Below are 15,354 nucleotides of genomic sequence, written 5' to 3' on the forward strand. Positions count from 1 at the left end.
AGCCAGCATCGTAAAAGATGCTGGCTGTTTTGTTTATCAGCCTACCAGTACTGTCTGGCCTAACTGATACCGTTTGGTATCCAGTACAGCCCATTCATAATTACCGATCATCCAGCTTTGCAATACAGAAACGAATCGCAGCAGTTCATAGGAACCATAGCCTTCGAGGGTGGGGAGTAATCGTTCCAGTACGAGGAATATGGCCAGTTCTTCTCTGGTCATCTGCGTAGCCTCATTTACGGCCTCCTGCAGGCTGTATTGTTTTTCGTGGTGGAGTACCAGCACCAGGTTATGAACGTCTCCCTGGAGGGCTTCCTTCTGGCAGGAAATGATATCGTTGGTCCAGCATACTACATTATTGCATGCCTGGATCATTCTTTGCAAAATAGCATTTTGCAACATGTCGTCTGGCAGGTAGATTTTTTCAATAATATCGATTGCATCTACATCTGCGAGAAGGGCGCCTGTGAATGGACGCATACGTACGTAATCCTTTACGGATGGGGTTTTACCGGCTTCGCGGTTTTCGGATTCCCAGATGCAGGCTTCGAAATAATCCTGCACGCTGCGGATAAAACGGAGTCTCCATGCAGGTTTACTGATAGCGCGCATGCGAGCCCAGATATCGGAGAGTGCAGCGGGGAAAGGGCCTGCATCTACGGGACTGTACACCTTATTGTTGCGTAGAATATCCAGCAATCCCGTCATGATGGTACGGAGATAGGCGGATTTTTTGCCTTGGGCGGCTTCGTCACATTGATCATCGAAGAGGAATAACCATGCGTTGAAATCGGCGATCAGGCAAAGTTCTTCAAAAGGTGCATCCGGGAAAGTTCTGGCTACGAGCCATGCAAAACGGGCTTTGTCGAATTTCATAAGTGCCTCTTCTGTTGGCAATAACCCGTAGGCTTGTGCCCAGTTGTTGAGATGTTGCTGAGCATCGTTAGCGCGTGGACTTACACGGGAAGGGAAAGGGAACCTCAGTTCTGGAAGTTGGATAGCATTCATGTGCCTCTGATTTAAAGTTGACTATGATGGTTTAGAAAATGCGGCATAGCGATAATGTCAGTGTCGTCGTAAGGGTGACGATACTGGTTAAAAACGGACATGAGAATTTTGATGCCGCGTGCACAAAGCGGCATGAGTATTCGGTTAACGGTAAATCGATACAGTTAAAATCAGACCAGAAGCGGGTAAATGACATAGTTGTCTGCGGAGGTTAAGTGCCGACAAGCTAACATCTAAATCGCGACAGCAATCTGCAGAAAGAATCAGCATAGGATGGCACCGGAAAATACCGGTTATGCCTTCACTTCACTTATGGTCATTTTGAGGTGCTCCAACACCATAGGCAATGCCCTGTGAAACCATACGGTAAAGCTTTCCGGCTCCGCTTTCATCCTTTCCAATAGCTGGTTGGCAGGCAGATATTGATAATTGTTGACTTCAGCGACATCCGGACGGACAAGACCGTTGTAGGTCCCAACGAACACGTGGTCAAATTCATGTTCGGTAAGACCATTGTCAAAAACATTTTTGTAAGTAAAGGAGAAAATCTCCTGCAGCGGACAATCAAATCCCATCTCTTCTTGAAGACGGCGGTGAGCAGCGGCCAGCGTTGTTTCTCCTGGGGCAGGATGACTGCAACAGGTATTGGTCCAAAGGCCTCCTGAATGGTACTTATCCAAAGCGCGTTGCTGAATGAGGATCTCTCCCGCATCGTTTACGACAAAAACGGAAAAAGCTCTGTGTAATAATCCCTTCTCATGGGCCTCTAATTTTTCCATTGTTCCTATCGGCTCATCGGACTCGTTTACCAGTATTACTTCAGGATGTTTCATAGCGCAGCAAAGATATTTTAATTAAGGATTTATTATGCGTACTCCTCGCAATAAATGGAATTTTTTCACGCTAAATTTTTGGACTGGTTTACTGATATTGCTAATGGTTACTCGGATAAATATACGATTTAAATACTAGAATTGACAAATATTTTAATATCCTCTGATGCAGGAATGACAATACTGTGAAGACTGTTAGTTTCTTCGCAGCAGAACTTTATCCTACCTTTGAAAAATGGCTGAAGATTTAAAAATATCAAAAGGAGAAAAGGCGGAACAGTATATCTCCCTGCTTCCGCAGATTAAAGGTTTAATAGATGGAGAACCTGACCTGGTGGCCAATCTGGCCAATATTGCCGGCGCGCTGAAAGAACAGTTTAACTGGTTTTGGGTAGGTTTTTACCTCGTAAAAAATGAGGAGCTGGTGCTGGGCCCCTTCCAGGGACCTGTTGCCTGCACGCGTATCCGCAAAGGAAAAGGCGTATGCGGCACCAGTTGGGCAGAAGCTGCCACACTGATAGTGCCGGATGTAGAAGCCTTCCCCGGACATATCGCATGCAGCAGTCTTTCCCGTTCTGAAATAGTAGTCCCTATTATCCGCGACGGCGTGGTGAAAGGAGTGTTGGATGTAGACAGCGAGCTGCTCTCCCATTTCGACGAAACAGATAAACAATATCTGGAAGAGATTGTGGCATTAATTTCGATGTAAAGCAGGATCTTATTGATCATATCTTTATTCGGAACCATTTATGTTTTTATTTCGCAGACGCTCTTCATCGCAGGTCAGTACAGAAGCATTGCTTGCCTTCATGGGTACCGACCTGCATTCTCACCTACTGCCAGCTGTAGACGATGGTGTGCAGGATGTAGCCACCAGCCTGGAATTCATCCATGCCTTGCAACAAATGGGTATACGCCAGATCATTACCACCCCGCATGTCATGATGGATCGTTTTCCTAATGATTTACATACCCTCTCCGATCCATATCAACAGGTACAAGCAGCCTTGCGGGAAGAGGGTAATACCATTCCGTTTCGCCATGCAGGCGAATACTACCTGGATGAAACACTCCCGCAATTGCTACAGCAACCATTAATGAAACTATTTGATCAGGTAGTATTGGTGGAGATGTCGTTTATGTCGGCGCCCCCCCAAATATTCCAATGGCTGTTTGATTTGCAAGCCGCCGGATATCAGCCACTACTGGCACATCCGGAGCGATATGCCTATCATCATCAGCATCCGGAATCCTATGCCAGGTATCGGGAAAGAGGTTGTATGATGCAGGTAAATCTGTTATCCCTCACCGGGTATTATGGGAAGCATATCAAACAAGCCGCAGAATATTTGTTACAAAAAGGCTGGATTGACTACATAGGTACGGATCTGCATCATCATAAGCATTTACAGGCGATCAGGGATATGGCTACTAATAAAAAACTCAGACAGACATTGGAAGCTTATCCATTTAAAAATGCAGCGATTCCTGTTACCGGATAAGGGTAACGGAACCTGTTTGTTTGCGGGCCTGCTGGCGACTATCCGTATACGTTAGTACCCAGGCGTATACTTCCGTATTTGCCGGCTGCCCTTTGAAAGTGCCGTCCCATCCGGATTCCGGCTCCCGTGATTCGAATACTAGTTCCCCCCATCTGTTATAAACCGCCAACCGGAAATCGTGTACATCATCATGCACTTTTGCACGGAAAACATCATTGACACCATCACCATTTGGTGAGAAGGCATTCGGCATAAATACAGCGCATTCGCGGATATAACGAATGATGTTTACCTCTCCTGCAACGGCACAGTTGTGCTGGTCTTTTACCTTTATCTGGTACTGTCCTGCATCCAGTCTGCCGAAACTGCTATCGGTTTGCCACTGGCCATGATTGAGGCTATACGCATATGGCGGCGTTCCTCCACTAATATGCAGGATGATATGACCATCCATTGTTTCTGTACAACTGACATGATGTAGTTTCACATTTTTCAGTTCCAGTGAAGCTGGCTCCGGAAGTATTGTTCGGGCGCGCATTTCACAGCCCACCGCATCCGCTACTCCGAATGTATAAGTGCCTGCCCGCAGGCTGGAGAAGATCGAGTCTCCCTGAAATATTACTTCATTACCTAATCCATACAGATAAGGCGCGATGCCATTCAATGGTTTCAGCGCCAGACTCCCATTAGCATCGCCATGACAAAGCGGTTCCTTGGGAACAGCCTTTGCATTCAGCGTATAGGCATCTACGTTAACTGTTCTGCTAACGCTGGTACCGTTGGCGGAATTGACCGTGACAGTATAAGCCCCTTCGCTCAGGCCTTTCAGATGGCTGGTACTGGGCCCATGTTGCCAATGATAGGAATATGGCGGCTGTCCGCCTGTTGGAATAACCTTAATTGCGCCTGTACTTTTTCCTTTACAGGTAGGTTGTTGTTCAAATCTTAGCTCCGGCACTTGTGCCAGCTTAGAGCTGATGTTGTCTATTAATGCGCCGGTGAATTGTTTTGCGCCGCAGGAAGGCGGCAGATATGGTACAAAAAGAATATAGGCGTATTCTTTTTCCGGTCTGAAACTGGCGGTGTATCGGGTCCAGCTTTCATGATTAAATGTGCCGGACTGCCATAACATATCCCCTTTCTCCGTTGTGCTATTACTGCCATAGATCGCCAGTGTACCGGTGCAAAGTGTAAGCGTATCATATTTTGGCGGGAAGGCCAGATCGAAAGACACCTGGTAATAACTGCCGGCCTTCATGGGTGTGGGCAGTTGTTGGAAAATACCTTCCTCCCAACGTTTTCCGAGGATAAATCCCGCATAGGTTTTACCATTGGAAGCAGGTAGTGAAATACCATAATAACCTGGTTGCGTATCCGGTGATTCAAATGCCCGAATCCATGGATATGGCACATTACCAGCCTTGGGAGGCCCTTCTATGGAAGGATTTCCCAGGCTGATATCCTGTGCAGTGATCGGATTGTTCAATAGCGTTACAGCCAGCAAGGCTGTAAGGGTTTTCATCATCTGCATGGTTTCAATAAATAAGTTCACTTGCTATACTACCGTCAGCGGAGGAACAGCCGTATTGGCTTTCACTCTCGCGAAGCGAGACACTACAGCCCCGGCGCCGATAACAGCGCCCTTCTCGATATGCGCGCCACCGCCAATACAGGCATTCGGCGCAATGTGTACATAGTCTTCTATTACGGCATCGTGATCTACAATCGCGCCTGCATTAATAATCACATGCGCGCCAATTTTCACATTGGCTTGTATAACTGCCTTTGCTAATACCACCGTTCCTTCACCGAGTACGGTATCTGCATCTACGGTGGCTGCAGGATGAACGAAAGTGCCGAATTCATGTGCAACTTCCGATGCCAGCCGCTGACGCGTAGTGTTGTTGCCTACTGCAATGATCATTTCCGCATCCGGGAAAGCATCTTTATTATATCGCATTACATTTCCCTGCAAGGATTCCTGATCATCAAAGAAACAACTTACTTCGCGGAGCTGATTTTTTATGAGGGAAGATATCACGCGTGCATGGCCACCAGCGCCATAAATAACTACTTCTTTTTTCATAATGCGATAGATTTGGTCATCAGTCTGTTTTTCATACTGGCGTATATGGCTACCAATGGCAGACAACTAACTACGAATGTCGTAACAAAATTCCAGTGAGTATTCAGTATCATCATATTTATTGCCAGCTGCAATATGCCATAACCTGTGCTCACCAAAAGGTGAGGAACTTGTTGTTCATTTGCCAGTATCTGGTAAAAATGTAACCTGTGTGCTTCAAAGATATCCTGTCCGAGGAATAATCTATGTAAAATTGTTAAAACGGTGTCGCAGCCATATACTGCCAAGAGCAAAATATACCGCAGATCGTTGCTATTCCAGATTAGCCACAGCAGCAGAATAGTGACCCAACTCCCCAACGCTACGCTGCCTACATCGCCGGCAAAACATTTCGCTTTTTTCCTGAAATTGAAAATAAGAAATACCAGACAACCTATGATCGGGCAGATAATAAATGCAGGATCTGTAAACGTATATTCATATACGTTAATATACCACAGACTCAGCAATGCTACCAGGCTGTACAGACCAGTAATTCCATTGATACCATCCATAAAGTTGTAGGCATTTATCACGCCTACCATTAACAGAAAACTGATGGCCGTAATCCACCAGGGCCATGACTGCAGCGCACCCAAACCAAAGAGCATTAGTGCCACTGCGGTTAATTGTACCAGGAGCCTGACCCTGCTGGAAAGACTACTCACATCATCTGCGAAGCTGACGGCACTGATGAGTAATAGCCCGGCAATTATAAACCAGGAAACCTGGTGAAAAAAAATCATGTAACAAACAGCCGCAAGCGGTATTACTATTCCTCCTCCCCTGATTGTAACGGTAGTATGCGAACTACGTTGATTTGGTTTATCGATAATATTGAGTTGGTCTGCTATCTTGAAATAAATTTGGATAGCGGCCATTAAAATACAAGCGATGATTAAATAAGTCATATCATTCGGATTGAAAACTTCGGATAGTGGCTGTCAGGCCGGAACGGGCATCAATAGGCAGCCTGTCCAGCCCCAGCATCTGTTTAATTTTTTTGTTGGATACTTCGTAGGAAGATGTCAGTTTCTGCAAGCGGTCTGTATTGAGCGGGAAGCGGATCACATCTCCTATCCTTGCCATACGCCGGATAAATCCAGGAGAAATATGCCATTTGCGTACATGCTTTCCAGTTACTTCCTCCATGATTTGAATGAGGTCGTTTGTGGAGAGCGATTCATCATCGGCCAGGTTGTAAACGCCGGAAGGAATGCTACCACCGCTTTCCAGCAGTTGCGTTACTACGAAGGATAAATTTTCTACAGACAAAAAGGAACGTCGATTTTCGAAGGCTGATAAAGGGTAAGGAATTCCACGTTGTACAAATCCATACAGCAGGTTGAGGTTTCCTTTATTGCCTGGTCCGTGAATCATACATGGGCGCAGGATATAAAGGTATTTACCCGCAGGCAGCAATTGCTGTTGCAGGTAGGCTTCTGCCATTTGTTTTGATTTGCCATAGATCGTTTTAGGATTGGGCGCCGCTTCTTCTGTGAGCATGCCTGTTACCTCATCCGCAGCAGCTTTCACACTACTGCAGTATATAAAATATTTCGCATCGCTTTGCAGAAAGCGATCAAACAGTTGTTGCGTCAGGTAAGTATTCGCTTCAAAATAAGCCGCTGGCGCGCTGGTATTTTTCATATCATGCGCTTTACCTGCCAGATGTACTACTGCATCCACTTCCGGCATGGGACCATTCGTCAATTCTTCCCATGTGATGGCCGTTGCCGGTTGTTCATAGGACTCGCGGCGGCGGGTAAGCCCGGTGACATGCCACTTCTCTTTCGTGTAGGCCATGAGGTTAGTACCTGCAAAGCCACGATAACCACTCATTAATACCTTCATCAGGATACTTTTGCCAGGTTTCTGTAAATATGTAATGTTTTCTCTACGACTTTATCTACTCCAAACTCTTTTTCTGCCAATGTTCTGGAATGTGCGCCCATACGCTTACGTAGCTCTTCGGAGAGGATGAGTCGGCGCATAGCTGCCGCCAATGCTTCCGCATCTTTTGCTGGCACCAGGAAACCATTGTAATCATGTATAACGCATTCCCTGCAACCGGGAACATCTGTGGTGATGATAGGGCGTCCGACCGCAGCGGCTTCTATCAGTGATTTAGGGAGCCCTTCCCGGTAAGAGGGTAATACTACCAGGTCTGATTCCTGTAACAACTGGCGCACATTTTTCTGGTAGCCAATCCATTTGATGTAGTCTCCATCAGTGAGCGAACGCAGTTCCTCTTCCGGAATGGCTGCGAGGTTTTCATGGTCCACATCTCCTGCTAAAATAAACTGGGCTATGCCCTGTAATTCTTTACGGATCAGGTTTGCAGCAGTAATAAACTCTATGACTCCTTTATCCCGCAGCATGCGGGCAGGCAATAAGACTTTTATTTTTCCAGGAGGGAGATGTTTGACCACAAAATTGAATTCTTTCAGGTCTACGCCGGAGCCTTTGATCAGCGTCACATCCTGATCTTCCACTAAGCGCATGGAACGGAACACCTGTACATCATCTTCATTTTGAAAAATGAAATGCTTGTTGCCTCCCCGGAATCCAAATTTCATCATGGTGAGCAGCACTTTCTGCGCCAGCCCTTTCCGGCCAGCGGTGAAGTTGTATCCCAGGCCACTAATAGCGTTGACAATTCCTTTTATTTTGCATAGCCGCGCAGCGATACTGCCATATAAAGCCACTTTGATAGTAACGTGATGCAATACGTCCGGCTTATGTCTTTTATATAGGCGTAACAGTTGGCGAATTGTATTCAGTTCTTCCTTCATATTGGTGCCGGAGCGATTAAAGGGCAGGTCGATTACCTTTAAGCCATGACTACGTATTTCCTCTGCACGGCCTGTGTCTGCCGTAACGATAGTTACATCGTAACCAGCTGCTTTGGCAGCGAGCGCAATGGGTAACCTATGCGACAGGAAGAACCAGTCTACGTTTACAACGATAAACAGTTTCATGAGATATGGTTAAAATTTCGCGGTTTTTCTAATTCCTTACTGTATATCCAGGTTTTTCTTGTTGGCCTGCATACGTTTTAGTTTTTCTACTTCGTTGTTGCTACCAGGCTTCTGAATAGAAATATTTCTGAACTTACATGGTGGTGCAAAGTCATATGTTTTAGCGCCTTTAAAAGGTACTGCATTATTTTTCCAGACAGGGTCCAGTACTTGTATGCTACCAGCCAGCGGCTTATCGGCGGCAGTGTAGCGGGCATCCGTGCCGCCCATCCAGAAGGCGCTGCCGCTGCCATCATCTGTGTGTTTATTAATGGTAATATTCACTTGCTTTTGATCCGGACCAGGCAAACGGGACAACCCAATAACAATACCATATTTTTCATTATTGAATGTTACCGGACGATCAATGGTTACATTATCGACCGCATCTGCACTACTATTCGGTTCTATATCGATACCTGCCATAGGCAATGTTCCCGAAGTATTACTCACTACAGGTTGTATCAGTTTTAATCCTTTCACAGAGCCGATGGTAATGCCGTTTCTACGATTATTATCTACCAGCGCATTATAAATGGCGATATTGGTATTCGCATTCATTTTCTCTGCCTGACCAATGTAAATGCCGTCTCCCCAACATTTTGACACCCGTGGATTATAAATACTGATATTATCGCTGGAACGAATATCTATTCCCATCCCCCATTCTCCACCACTTCCATTATGTTTGTCGCGGTCCCCGATAATCACCGGATTATACACTTTCACATTTTGTACATCCAGCATGCGGAGGATTGCATACTTTGGCTTTCCTGTGGCTTGCAGTACCAGCGCAGAATTTGGCTGAAATATTACGGTACTGTTACTTTTCAATGAGATACCTGCATCGTTGACCATTACGGGGAAGTCGGGCATTTTTACCACATTATGTGTATTTATGGCCGACTGCAACTGGCTCGTATAGTCCACAGATCCATCTTTGACATAGCCTGACGGCAAAGCAGTTGCCAGGTCAAAGGCCGCTGCATTATCACTGACAGCAGCGCTGCGAAACGGAGTGGCAGTCTGACTGTTACTATATGTGGATGGCAATGCCCGGTAACGGAATGCATCCTGAGCGTAACAGCCTACCCATAACCAGAGGCAGGCCGTAAAGGTTAAACAACGTCTGCGCATATACTTAGTTTTAGCGATTTTCGTATATAGCTTCCCATGAATTGAGTATCATGGATTTTTCGAAATTATTTCTCACAAATGCGGCATTACGTCCTCCATATGTCTTACGGGTATGGATATCCGTTTTCATCAGCTGCATCATGCCGGAAGACAATGCTACCGGGTCTCTTGGCGGAACGATAATACCGCCCTCCGCTCCTTCCACAATACTTCTGATACCGCCTACATCTGTACCTGCGACCGGTAATCCGGCAGACATCGCCTCCAACAGTGCCATGGGCATCCCTTCGCTGCGGGAAGAAATGACGTAGCCGTCATAATCGGGAATGATAGCGGAAATATTTTTCACCAGTCCCAGGAATGTAACGTGTCTGTTGAGTCCTACCAGTTCTGTTTGCGCTTTCAATTCCTGTTTCAGATCTCCGTCTCCGGCGATGTCTACAGAGAAAGAAATACCGGAACGTAGTAACAATTGTAACGCATCGATCAGGTTTCTGTAATCTTTGACTTCAATTAACCGGCCAATTGCAATCCAGCGAAACACAGGCTGTACCTGTTTTTCAGCAGGCTGTGCAAATAACTCTACATCGATCGCATTGTATACCACAGCTGATCTGTTGGCATCGATACTTTTCTTCTCCTGTAATCGTTCCAGGGCGGGCGTCGAAACGGCCGTATGATAATCTACCCAACGATTGGTCAGGCGGTAAAAAAGATAAGGGCTGATCATCCGTTTGCGCGCATCATAATTACTGTGAGATGTATTGATGACGCGGATTCCAGGATATCGCAGTTTAATCAACCGGCCTAATAAATTGGCGTGATAGAGATGACAGTGTACAATATCTGGTTGTACTTTCCTCATCACCTGTTTCAATTGTTTCCAGGCGTGCAGCATTGTTTTGGGACCATTCAGGCCCAGGTGGAAATGTCGGACTCTTTTATCGAGTCGGTTCAACAGCCCGAGGTCTGATTTAATAGTTAGTAGGGAGATATCATACCCTCTGTCGGCCAATGCCGGAATGATGCCCAGCAGCTGGCTTTCAGCGCCACCAAATCCAAGGGTGGTGATTACAAATAAAATTTTACGATCGCTCATCAGTTTAAACGGACATAAAGAATGAGGAATAATCAAAATTCCTGACTGCCAGTTTCGGGGCAGAGAGGCTTTTTGCATTTACTATTGCTGCAGCCAGTTTCTTTTCATCTTCCACAGGTACTACGTCCCCATTTACACCAGGTTCTATAATACCTTTGAAATCCACGCAACTGGTGGCTACAACGGGAGTTCCCAGCAGCAGGGCTTCCAGCACTACGTTAGGAAATCCCTCCTTGCGGGAGGATAGTACAAACAGATCCGCTTCTCTGAAATACGGATATGGATTGGATTTAAAGCCATGGAAAAGCACCGCGTCTTCCAAATTCATATCCTTCACCATTTTCCGGAGGAATGCTCCATAACCGGGTTCCATATTCTCTTTCCCGAGAATATGCAGCCGGGCCTGCGGTATCGCCTGCAGTACAGCAGGCATTGCTTTTATTAATACATCAAATCCTTTAGCAGAATACAAGGACCCTGCCGCAACTATATTGAATCGCGTGTAGTCGTATACGTTAATCAGTTCATTTGCCATGGCTTCCACCTGCCGGATGTTCACCAGGTTGGGAATATGCCTGACTTTCTTTGCCGGAATGCGATAGAATGTTTCCGCTTCTTCTTTCATCCTCGTCGTTTGTGCGATGACGTGATGGGCATGTCTGAGCACTTTCCTGTTCAGAAATCGTTCTATTTTTCCTTTCATACCGGCGCCCAGCATATTGCTGGGAAGTGTGGGGAGCCGTACTACATTCACATACTTACCACCAGTGAGGCGGCGCATCAGGATACTGATAATACTGATATGATTCAGTGTGGTGAATACGATATGTGGCTGGAGCTCTTTCATCACCTGGTAAATATCCCGGATACCTGCACTGGTGCTTGGTTTCTCCAACCTGATCACTTTCACTTGTTGCGTCAGCAGATCGATATAGTCGTAGGCCGGGCAGATCACAATCAGGTGTATATCCAGCTGGGTAGTATCCAGGGAGTTGATGATATTCATCACCACTTTTTCAGCGCCTCCGCCTTTTAAACTGGGTAGTATAAACGCAATCTTCTTTTTCATTCACCTTCGTATTAACTGTTAATTAAGGCTCAGCGGGAACCGGCGCAGACTGTCGGATAGCTGCTTTTCCTGAATTTCCCTGTCTGCTGTAATGATAATCAACAGCAACATCAACATAATTCGTTTATCGTAATAGGCTACCAGTCCTACATCCATCAGCATCAGCACGATCAGGAACGCAGCGAGGAAGATCCCTGTGCGATACTTTCTGAGTTTATTCAGAATGGAGAAGTGAATGCTGTAATAGATAACAGGTCCGAGGAAGCCTACTCCGAAAAGTAATTCTATATAGTTATTATGTGCATAAAAATGATAATAGTAGCGGAAGCTGGCAGCGCCATACCCGATAATGGGACTGGCAGTAAACTGTTGCCAGCCTTCGCGGATGAATTTAACCCTGTCTTCCGTACTCCCTTCGTTATCGCGGCCGCCAATTGTCAGGAACAGGCGTCCGATGCGATCCATAGCGGGTGCAATGTTTTCATTGACAAAATCGCCTTTCATAAAAAAGGATATTGCGAAAATGGCGATGGCTCCGATAGCGATTGTTTTGAATGACCCGAGTAGACTTTTGATATGAATCAGTCCATAAAAACAGATGAGGAGCAGGCCAAATCCAATCCCTTTCCTGGAGGCAGTGAGGAAAATAGTATATAATGCCAGCAAGATATTAAGGAGATGTAATCCTTTCGCCATGCGCGTTTTCAGCTGATTCCGGTGAAATGCCAGGAGGCTCAGGAAAATGGAAAACATCAGCATGATAGACAGGTAGTTTGGATTCAGTTCTGTTCCGATAAAACGCATCATTTCATCGTCGTGATTTTCCAGGAACTTAAATACCGGAAGTCCCAATGCCAGTGAATAATTGATGAAAGCGTAGATCAGTACGATGGAAGTCACCATACCATGCAGCTGATACCTGACCAGGAAATAGTACAATATGAAGCTGTTGGCCACCAGAATGAACATCACAAAAGCGTGTTGTAAAGTGGCCTCTGCATCCGGGGACCAGAGTGTAGACAGCAATGCTAGCATGGCCAGCAGGAAGATCCTGGAACCATGTACATTGGAGTGGAAGCTGAAAGTCCGGACATTCTTCAGATCAAGTATGAAAGCGAAGTACATGAGCGCAGTAATCCCCCATCCATATATCACCAGCCATTCCTTGTTGAGGAAGAGCAGGCTCATAATGAACATCGACACCAATATTTTTACCGGCAGTGGTTTCATGAGTAAACCGGTTTACGGGTTAGTATTTGTTCTATTACTGTTTCCATCATAAAATCTTGTGGTACAAAAGGTCCTTCATGCCAGTTCAGTTCATGATCCCAGTAGCCTTCGCAGGCATCGTATACTTTCATCGCAAAGCCGTAGCTCATTTCAACGATGAGTGGTTGTTGTTGTGTATCGTAAATAAAATCCAGGGCAAGACTCTGGGATTTCATTTTCGCTGCCAGATCCAAAGTGATGCGTACGCATCGGGTATCGAATAATTCCCTGTTGTAGCCAATCACACCGCTGCCGGAAGCGCGGAAATCGTTCTTGCGGTTGTATCTGCGGATGGCAAAGGCTTTTCCAGCTATGGCGATGATGCGGGTATCATACCCATTGTCTGGCATGAACTCCTGGAAGTAGAGATAGCCTTTTTCTTTCCCCTGCATTTTTTCGTATACGGTAGGAAAGAATATTCTTCCGATTCCTTTGAACAGACCGAGGAAAGCAGCCCTGTTTTTATCGCGTTTAAATCGCCACAACGCATCTCTGAAGCGATTGAAACGGTCACGGGCTGCAAATCCGCGGCCAAAGGCTTTGCTGGCCAGTTTGCGGGCATCTGCCGCAGTATGAACCAGTCGAACATTAGAGGCGCCAGCGCCGCCTTTCAGTTTGAATACTTTAGGGAAAGACGTTTTGTTGATCCAGTCTGATGCAGTTTTTTTATCATAGAATACAAAGGAAGGTACCAGTGGCGCATGCAATGCTTCCATCAGGTATTTTTGCCCTACCTTATCATCGAAGTGCCAGGCAGAATGCGTATCCGGGAACACTACTTTGCCGGCGGCTTCCAGGGAGAGGGTCAGTTGTCGCGCGAAGCGCACTGCTTTATAATCTCCGTGATGCCAGTGCCACAAGAGTGCGTCGCAGTCTTTCAATTGTTCCAGGATATCATTGCGATAACAATCCACCAACGTATATCCGATACCGTTATTACGGCAATAATCTATCCAGCGATCACTAAAGGAGCCTGGAGTGGGATGAATAGCCAGTTTCATTTTCTTTCTTTTTTATATTTCCACCAAAGGCCAATTCCCATGAGTCCTCTGGCCACAGCGAGGTTTACTGCCGCGCCTACGCCGGAGAACAGCATGATCAGGGGGAAGGCCATCACAAAGCCTGTTACAGAGGCAAGGACTGTATTTTTCATCACCAGTTTATCTTCTCTTTTCACGATGAAGTAGTTGGTGCCATAGCAGTAGTACATCGCCATAAAAACGATGCTGGCCGCCATGATGCAAAGCATCCACACGGCATTGCTTCCTTTCAGGTGAAAGATCCTGGCGATGGGAACCGATAGTGCGCAGATACCTGCGCACAGCACGATCCCCGCAGCAAGGATTAGTTTGCGGAATTTATCAAAGGCGCCGCTGTTGCGGTTAAGAAAAGGAAAAAACACTCGTGACAATATGTTCAGGCCGGTGTTGGCGGCTTCTATCAGGCTTTTCGCTGCCCCATACACCCCTACTGCCGCGTTTCCGGTGAGGATACCCAGCAGAAAGGTGGTGGAGTTGTTGTACAAGTTGGGCAGAAATTGGTTGATAAAGATGTTGAAGTTACTGCGTAGTACCTGTCGTATTTTCCGGAATCCAATAAACTGGAAATGCAGGCCGTACTTGCTATGCAGCAGGTATTGCGCATAGAGTCCTGCCCCTATATATCCCAGGGCATTGAACATGGGGTACAGGAAGAAATCTTCCTGGCGATGGATAAATACGAATATGCAGATGGTGAAGAAAATTTTTATGCAGGCAGAGAGGATGGTGATGAACTTCATCTCTTCCATGCCCTGGAAGAACCATTCCGGGAACAACGCATAGCCTGCAAGTGCCGGGAAAGCCAGCAGGAATACCATTTTATTGTCTGCGAACTGTGGTACGAAGAGTACGAGCGGCAGGAATAAAAGGAATGAAAACAGGACCAGTACTGACTTCACAGATAGTACGCGGCTATAGATCAGACTGAGGGCTCTGTTGCTGTGGCGGTGTACGGCCACATCTCTGGTAGCGGTAATATTAAAGCTGAAGTCTGCGAAGCTTTGAAAGTAAGCCAGCAAGGAGTTTGCCAGTACGATCACGCCATATTTTTCCGTACCGAAAATACGGAGTACGTATGGCAGTGTGATCAGCGGCAGTATCATGTTCAGCCCTTGCAGGATGGAGAGTGCTCCGAAGTTTCTGATCAGGGTTTTGTGTTCGCCTGACAGTTGCTTAGGGGCATGCAGCCGGTATTTCACGGCAGTGTCTGACCACTTGCGTCGTAGCTTAGATATGGTTAAGTTCATAAAAA

At 46.2% G+C, this 15,354-nt stretch carries 15 protein-coding genes; 2 read left to right on the plus strand and 13 right to left on the minus strand.

The genetic code is table 11. From position 1 onward, the window contains the following. Nucleotides 1-36 precede the first annotated feature (36 nt). Together CLV59_RS28230 and idi are read right to left on the minus strand one after the other, a co-directional pair. On the minus strand, nucleotides 37-1,008 hold the full coding sequence (locus tag CLV59_RS28230; RefSeq protein WP_111595465.1) for a terpene synthase family protein: 972 nt from the start codon (nucleotides 1,006-1,008) through the stop codon (nucleotides 37-39). A gap of 293 nt (nucleotides 1,009-1,301) precedes the next feature. Next, nucleotides 1,302-1,841, minus strand: coding sequence for an isopentenyl-diphosphate Delta-isomerase (gene idi / locus CLV59_RS28235; protein WP_111595466.1), 540 nt, complete (start codon nucleotides 1,839-1,841; stop codon nucleotides 1,302-1,304). A gap of 235 nt (nucleotides 1,842-2,076) precedes the next feature. On the opposite strand from idi, the gene CLV59_RS28240 reads away from it, so the two are divergent. Both CLV59_RS28240 and CLV59_RS28245 read left to right on the plus strand, forming a co-directional pair. Then, nucleotides 2,077-2,550: a GAF domain-containing protein gene (locus CLV59_RS28240; RefSeq protein WP_111595467.1), complete on the plus strand. Its 474-nt coding sequence runs from the start codon at nucleotides 2,077-2,079 to the stop codon at nucleotides 2,548-2,550. A gap of 40 nt (nucleotides 2,551-2,590) precedes the next feature. Then, a complete protein-coding gene (locus CLV59_RS28245; protein WP_111595468.1) occupies nucleotides 2,591-3,343 on the plus strand; it encodes a tyrosine-protein phosphatase in 753 nt (250 codons plus the stop codon). On the opposite strand, the gene CLV59_RS28250 is transcribed toward CLV59_RS28245, so the two are convergent. From CLV59_RS28250 to CLV59_RS28300, 11 genes are read right to left on the minus strand one after another with little or no spacing between them, the layout of a single operon-like run. Next, nucleotides 3,333-4,868, minus strand: a complete 1,536-nt coding sequence (locus CLV59_RS28250; RefSeq protein ID WP_211324044.1) for a T9SS type B sorting domain-containing protein — start codon at nucleotides 4,866-4,868, stop codon at nucleotides 3,333-3,335. The genes CLV59_RS28245 and CLV59_RS28250 overlap by 11 nt on opposite strands. Before the next feature lie 30 nt (nucleotides 4,869-4,898). Continuing rightward, entirely contained in the window at nucleotides 4,899-5,429 is a 531-nt protein-coding gene (locus CLV59_RS28255; RefSeq protein ID WP_111595470.1) for a PglD-related sugar-binding protein, read from the minus strand. Continuing rightward, complete coding sequence (locus CLV59_RS28260) at nucleotides 5,426-6,379, minus strand: MraY family glycosyltransferase (protein ID WP_111595471.1); 954 nt, start codon at nucleotides 6,377-6,379, stop codon at nucleotides 5,426-5,428. The genes CLV59_RS28255 and CLV59_RS28260 overlap by 4 nt, the downstream gene beginning before the upstream one ends. 1 nt (nucleotide 6,380) lies before the next feature. Beyond that, a complete protein-coding gene (locus CLV59_RS28265; protein WP_111595472.1) occupies nucleotides 6,381-7,322 on the minus strand; it encodes an NAD-dependent epimerase/dehydratase family protein in 942 nt (313 codons plus the stop codon). Beyond that, nucleotides 7,322-8,449: a glycosyltransferase family 4 protein gene (locus CLV59_RS28270; RefSeq protein WP_111595473.1), complete on the minus strand. Its 1,128-nt coding sequence runs from the start codon at nucleotides 8,447-8,449 to the stop codon at nucleotides 7,322-7,324. The genes CLV59_RS28265 and CLV59_RS28270 overlap by 1 nt, the downstream gene beginning before the upstream one ends. Before the next feature lie 36 nt (nucleotides 8,450-8,485). Then, nucleotides 8,486-9,625, minus strand: coding sequence for a right-handed parallel beta-helix repeat-containing protein (locus tag CLV59_RS28275; protein WP_111595474.1), 1,140 nt, complete (start codon nucleotides 9,623-9,625; stop codon nucleotides 8,486-8,488). Between the two features lie 10 nt (nucleotides 9,626-9,635). Continuing rightward, nucleotides 9,636-10,724, minus strand: a complete 1,089-nt coding sequence (locus CLV59_RS28280) for a glycosyltransferase (protein WP_170137954.1) — start codon at nucleotides 10,722-10,724, stop codon at nucleotides 9,636-9,638. A 4-nt stretch (nucleotides 10,725-10,728) separates the two neighbouring features. Then, nucleotides 10,729-11,793, minus strand: a complete 1,065-nt coding sequence (locus CLV59_RS28285) for a glycosyltransferase (RefSeq protein WP_111595476.1) — start codon at nucleotides 11,791-11,793, stop codon at nucleotides 10,729-10,731. 18 nt (nucleotides 11,794-11,811) lie between these two features. Beyond that, the gene (locus CLV59_RS28290; RefSeq protein ID WP_111595477.1) at nucleotides 11,812-13,023 is read right to left on the minus strand and encodes an O-antigen ligase family protein; all 1,212 of its coding nucleotides are present in this window, start codon (nucleotides 13,021-13,023) and stop codon (nucleotides 11,812-11,814) included. Then, entirely contained in the window at nucleotides 13,020-14,063 is a 1,044-nt protein-coding gene (locus CLV59_RS28295) for an ATP-grasp domain-containing protein (protein ID WP_111595478.1), read from the minus strand. Before CLV59_RS28295 ends, CLV59_RS28290 begins: the two co-directional genes overlap by 4 nt. After that, nucleotides 14,060-15,349, minus strand: coding sequence for an oligosaccharide flippase family protein (locus tag CLV59_RS28300; protein ID WP_111595479.1), 1,290 nt, complete (start codon nucleotides 15,347-15,349; stop codon nucleotides 14,060-14,062). The genes CLV59_RS28295 and CLV59_RS28300 overlap by 4 nt, the downstream gene beginning before the upstream one ends. Nucleotides 15,350-15,354: the final 5 nt, after the last annotated feature.

The organism is Chitinophaga dinghuensis, assembly GCF_003259435.1.
Lineage (GTDB): Bacteria > Bacteroidota > Bacteroidia > Chitinophagales > Chitinophagaceae > Chitinophaga > Chitinophaga dinghuensis.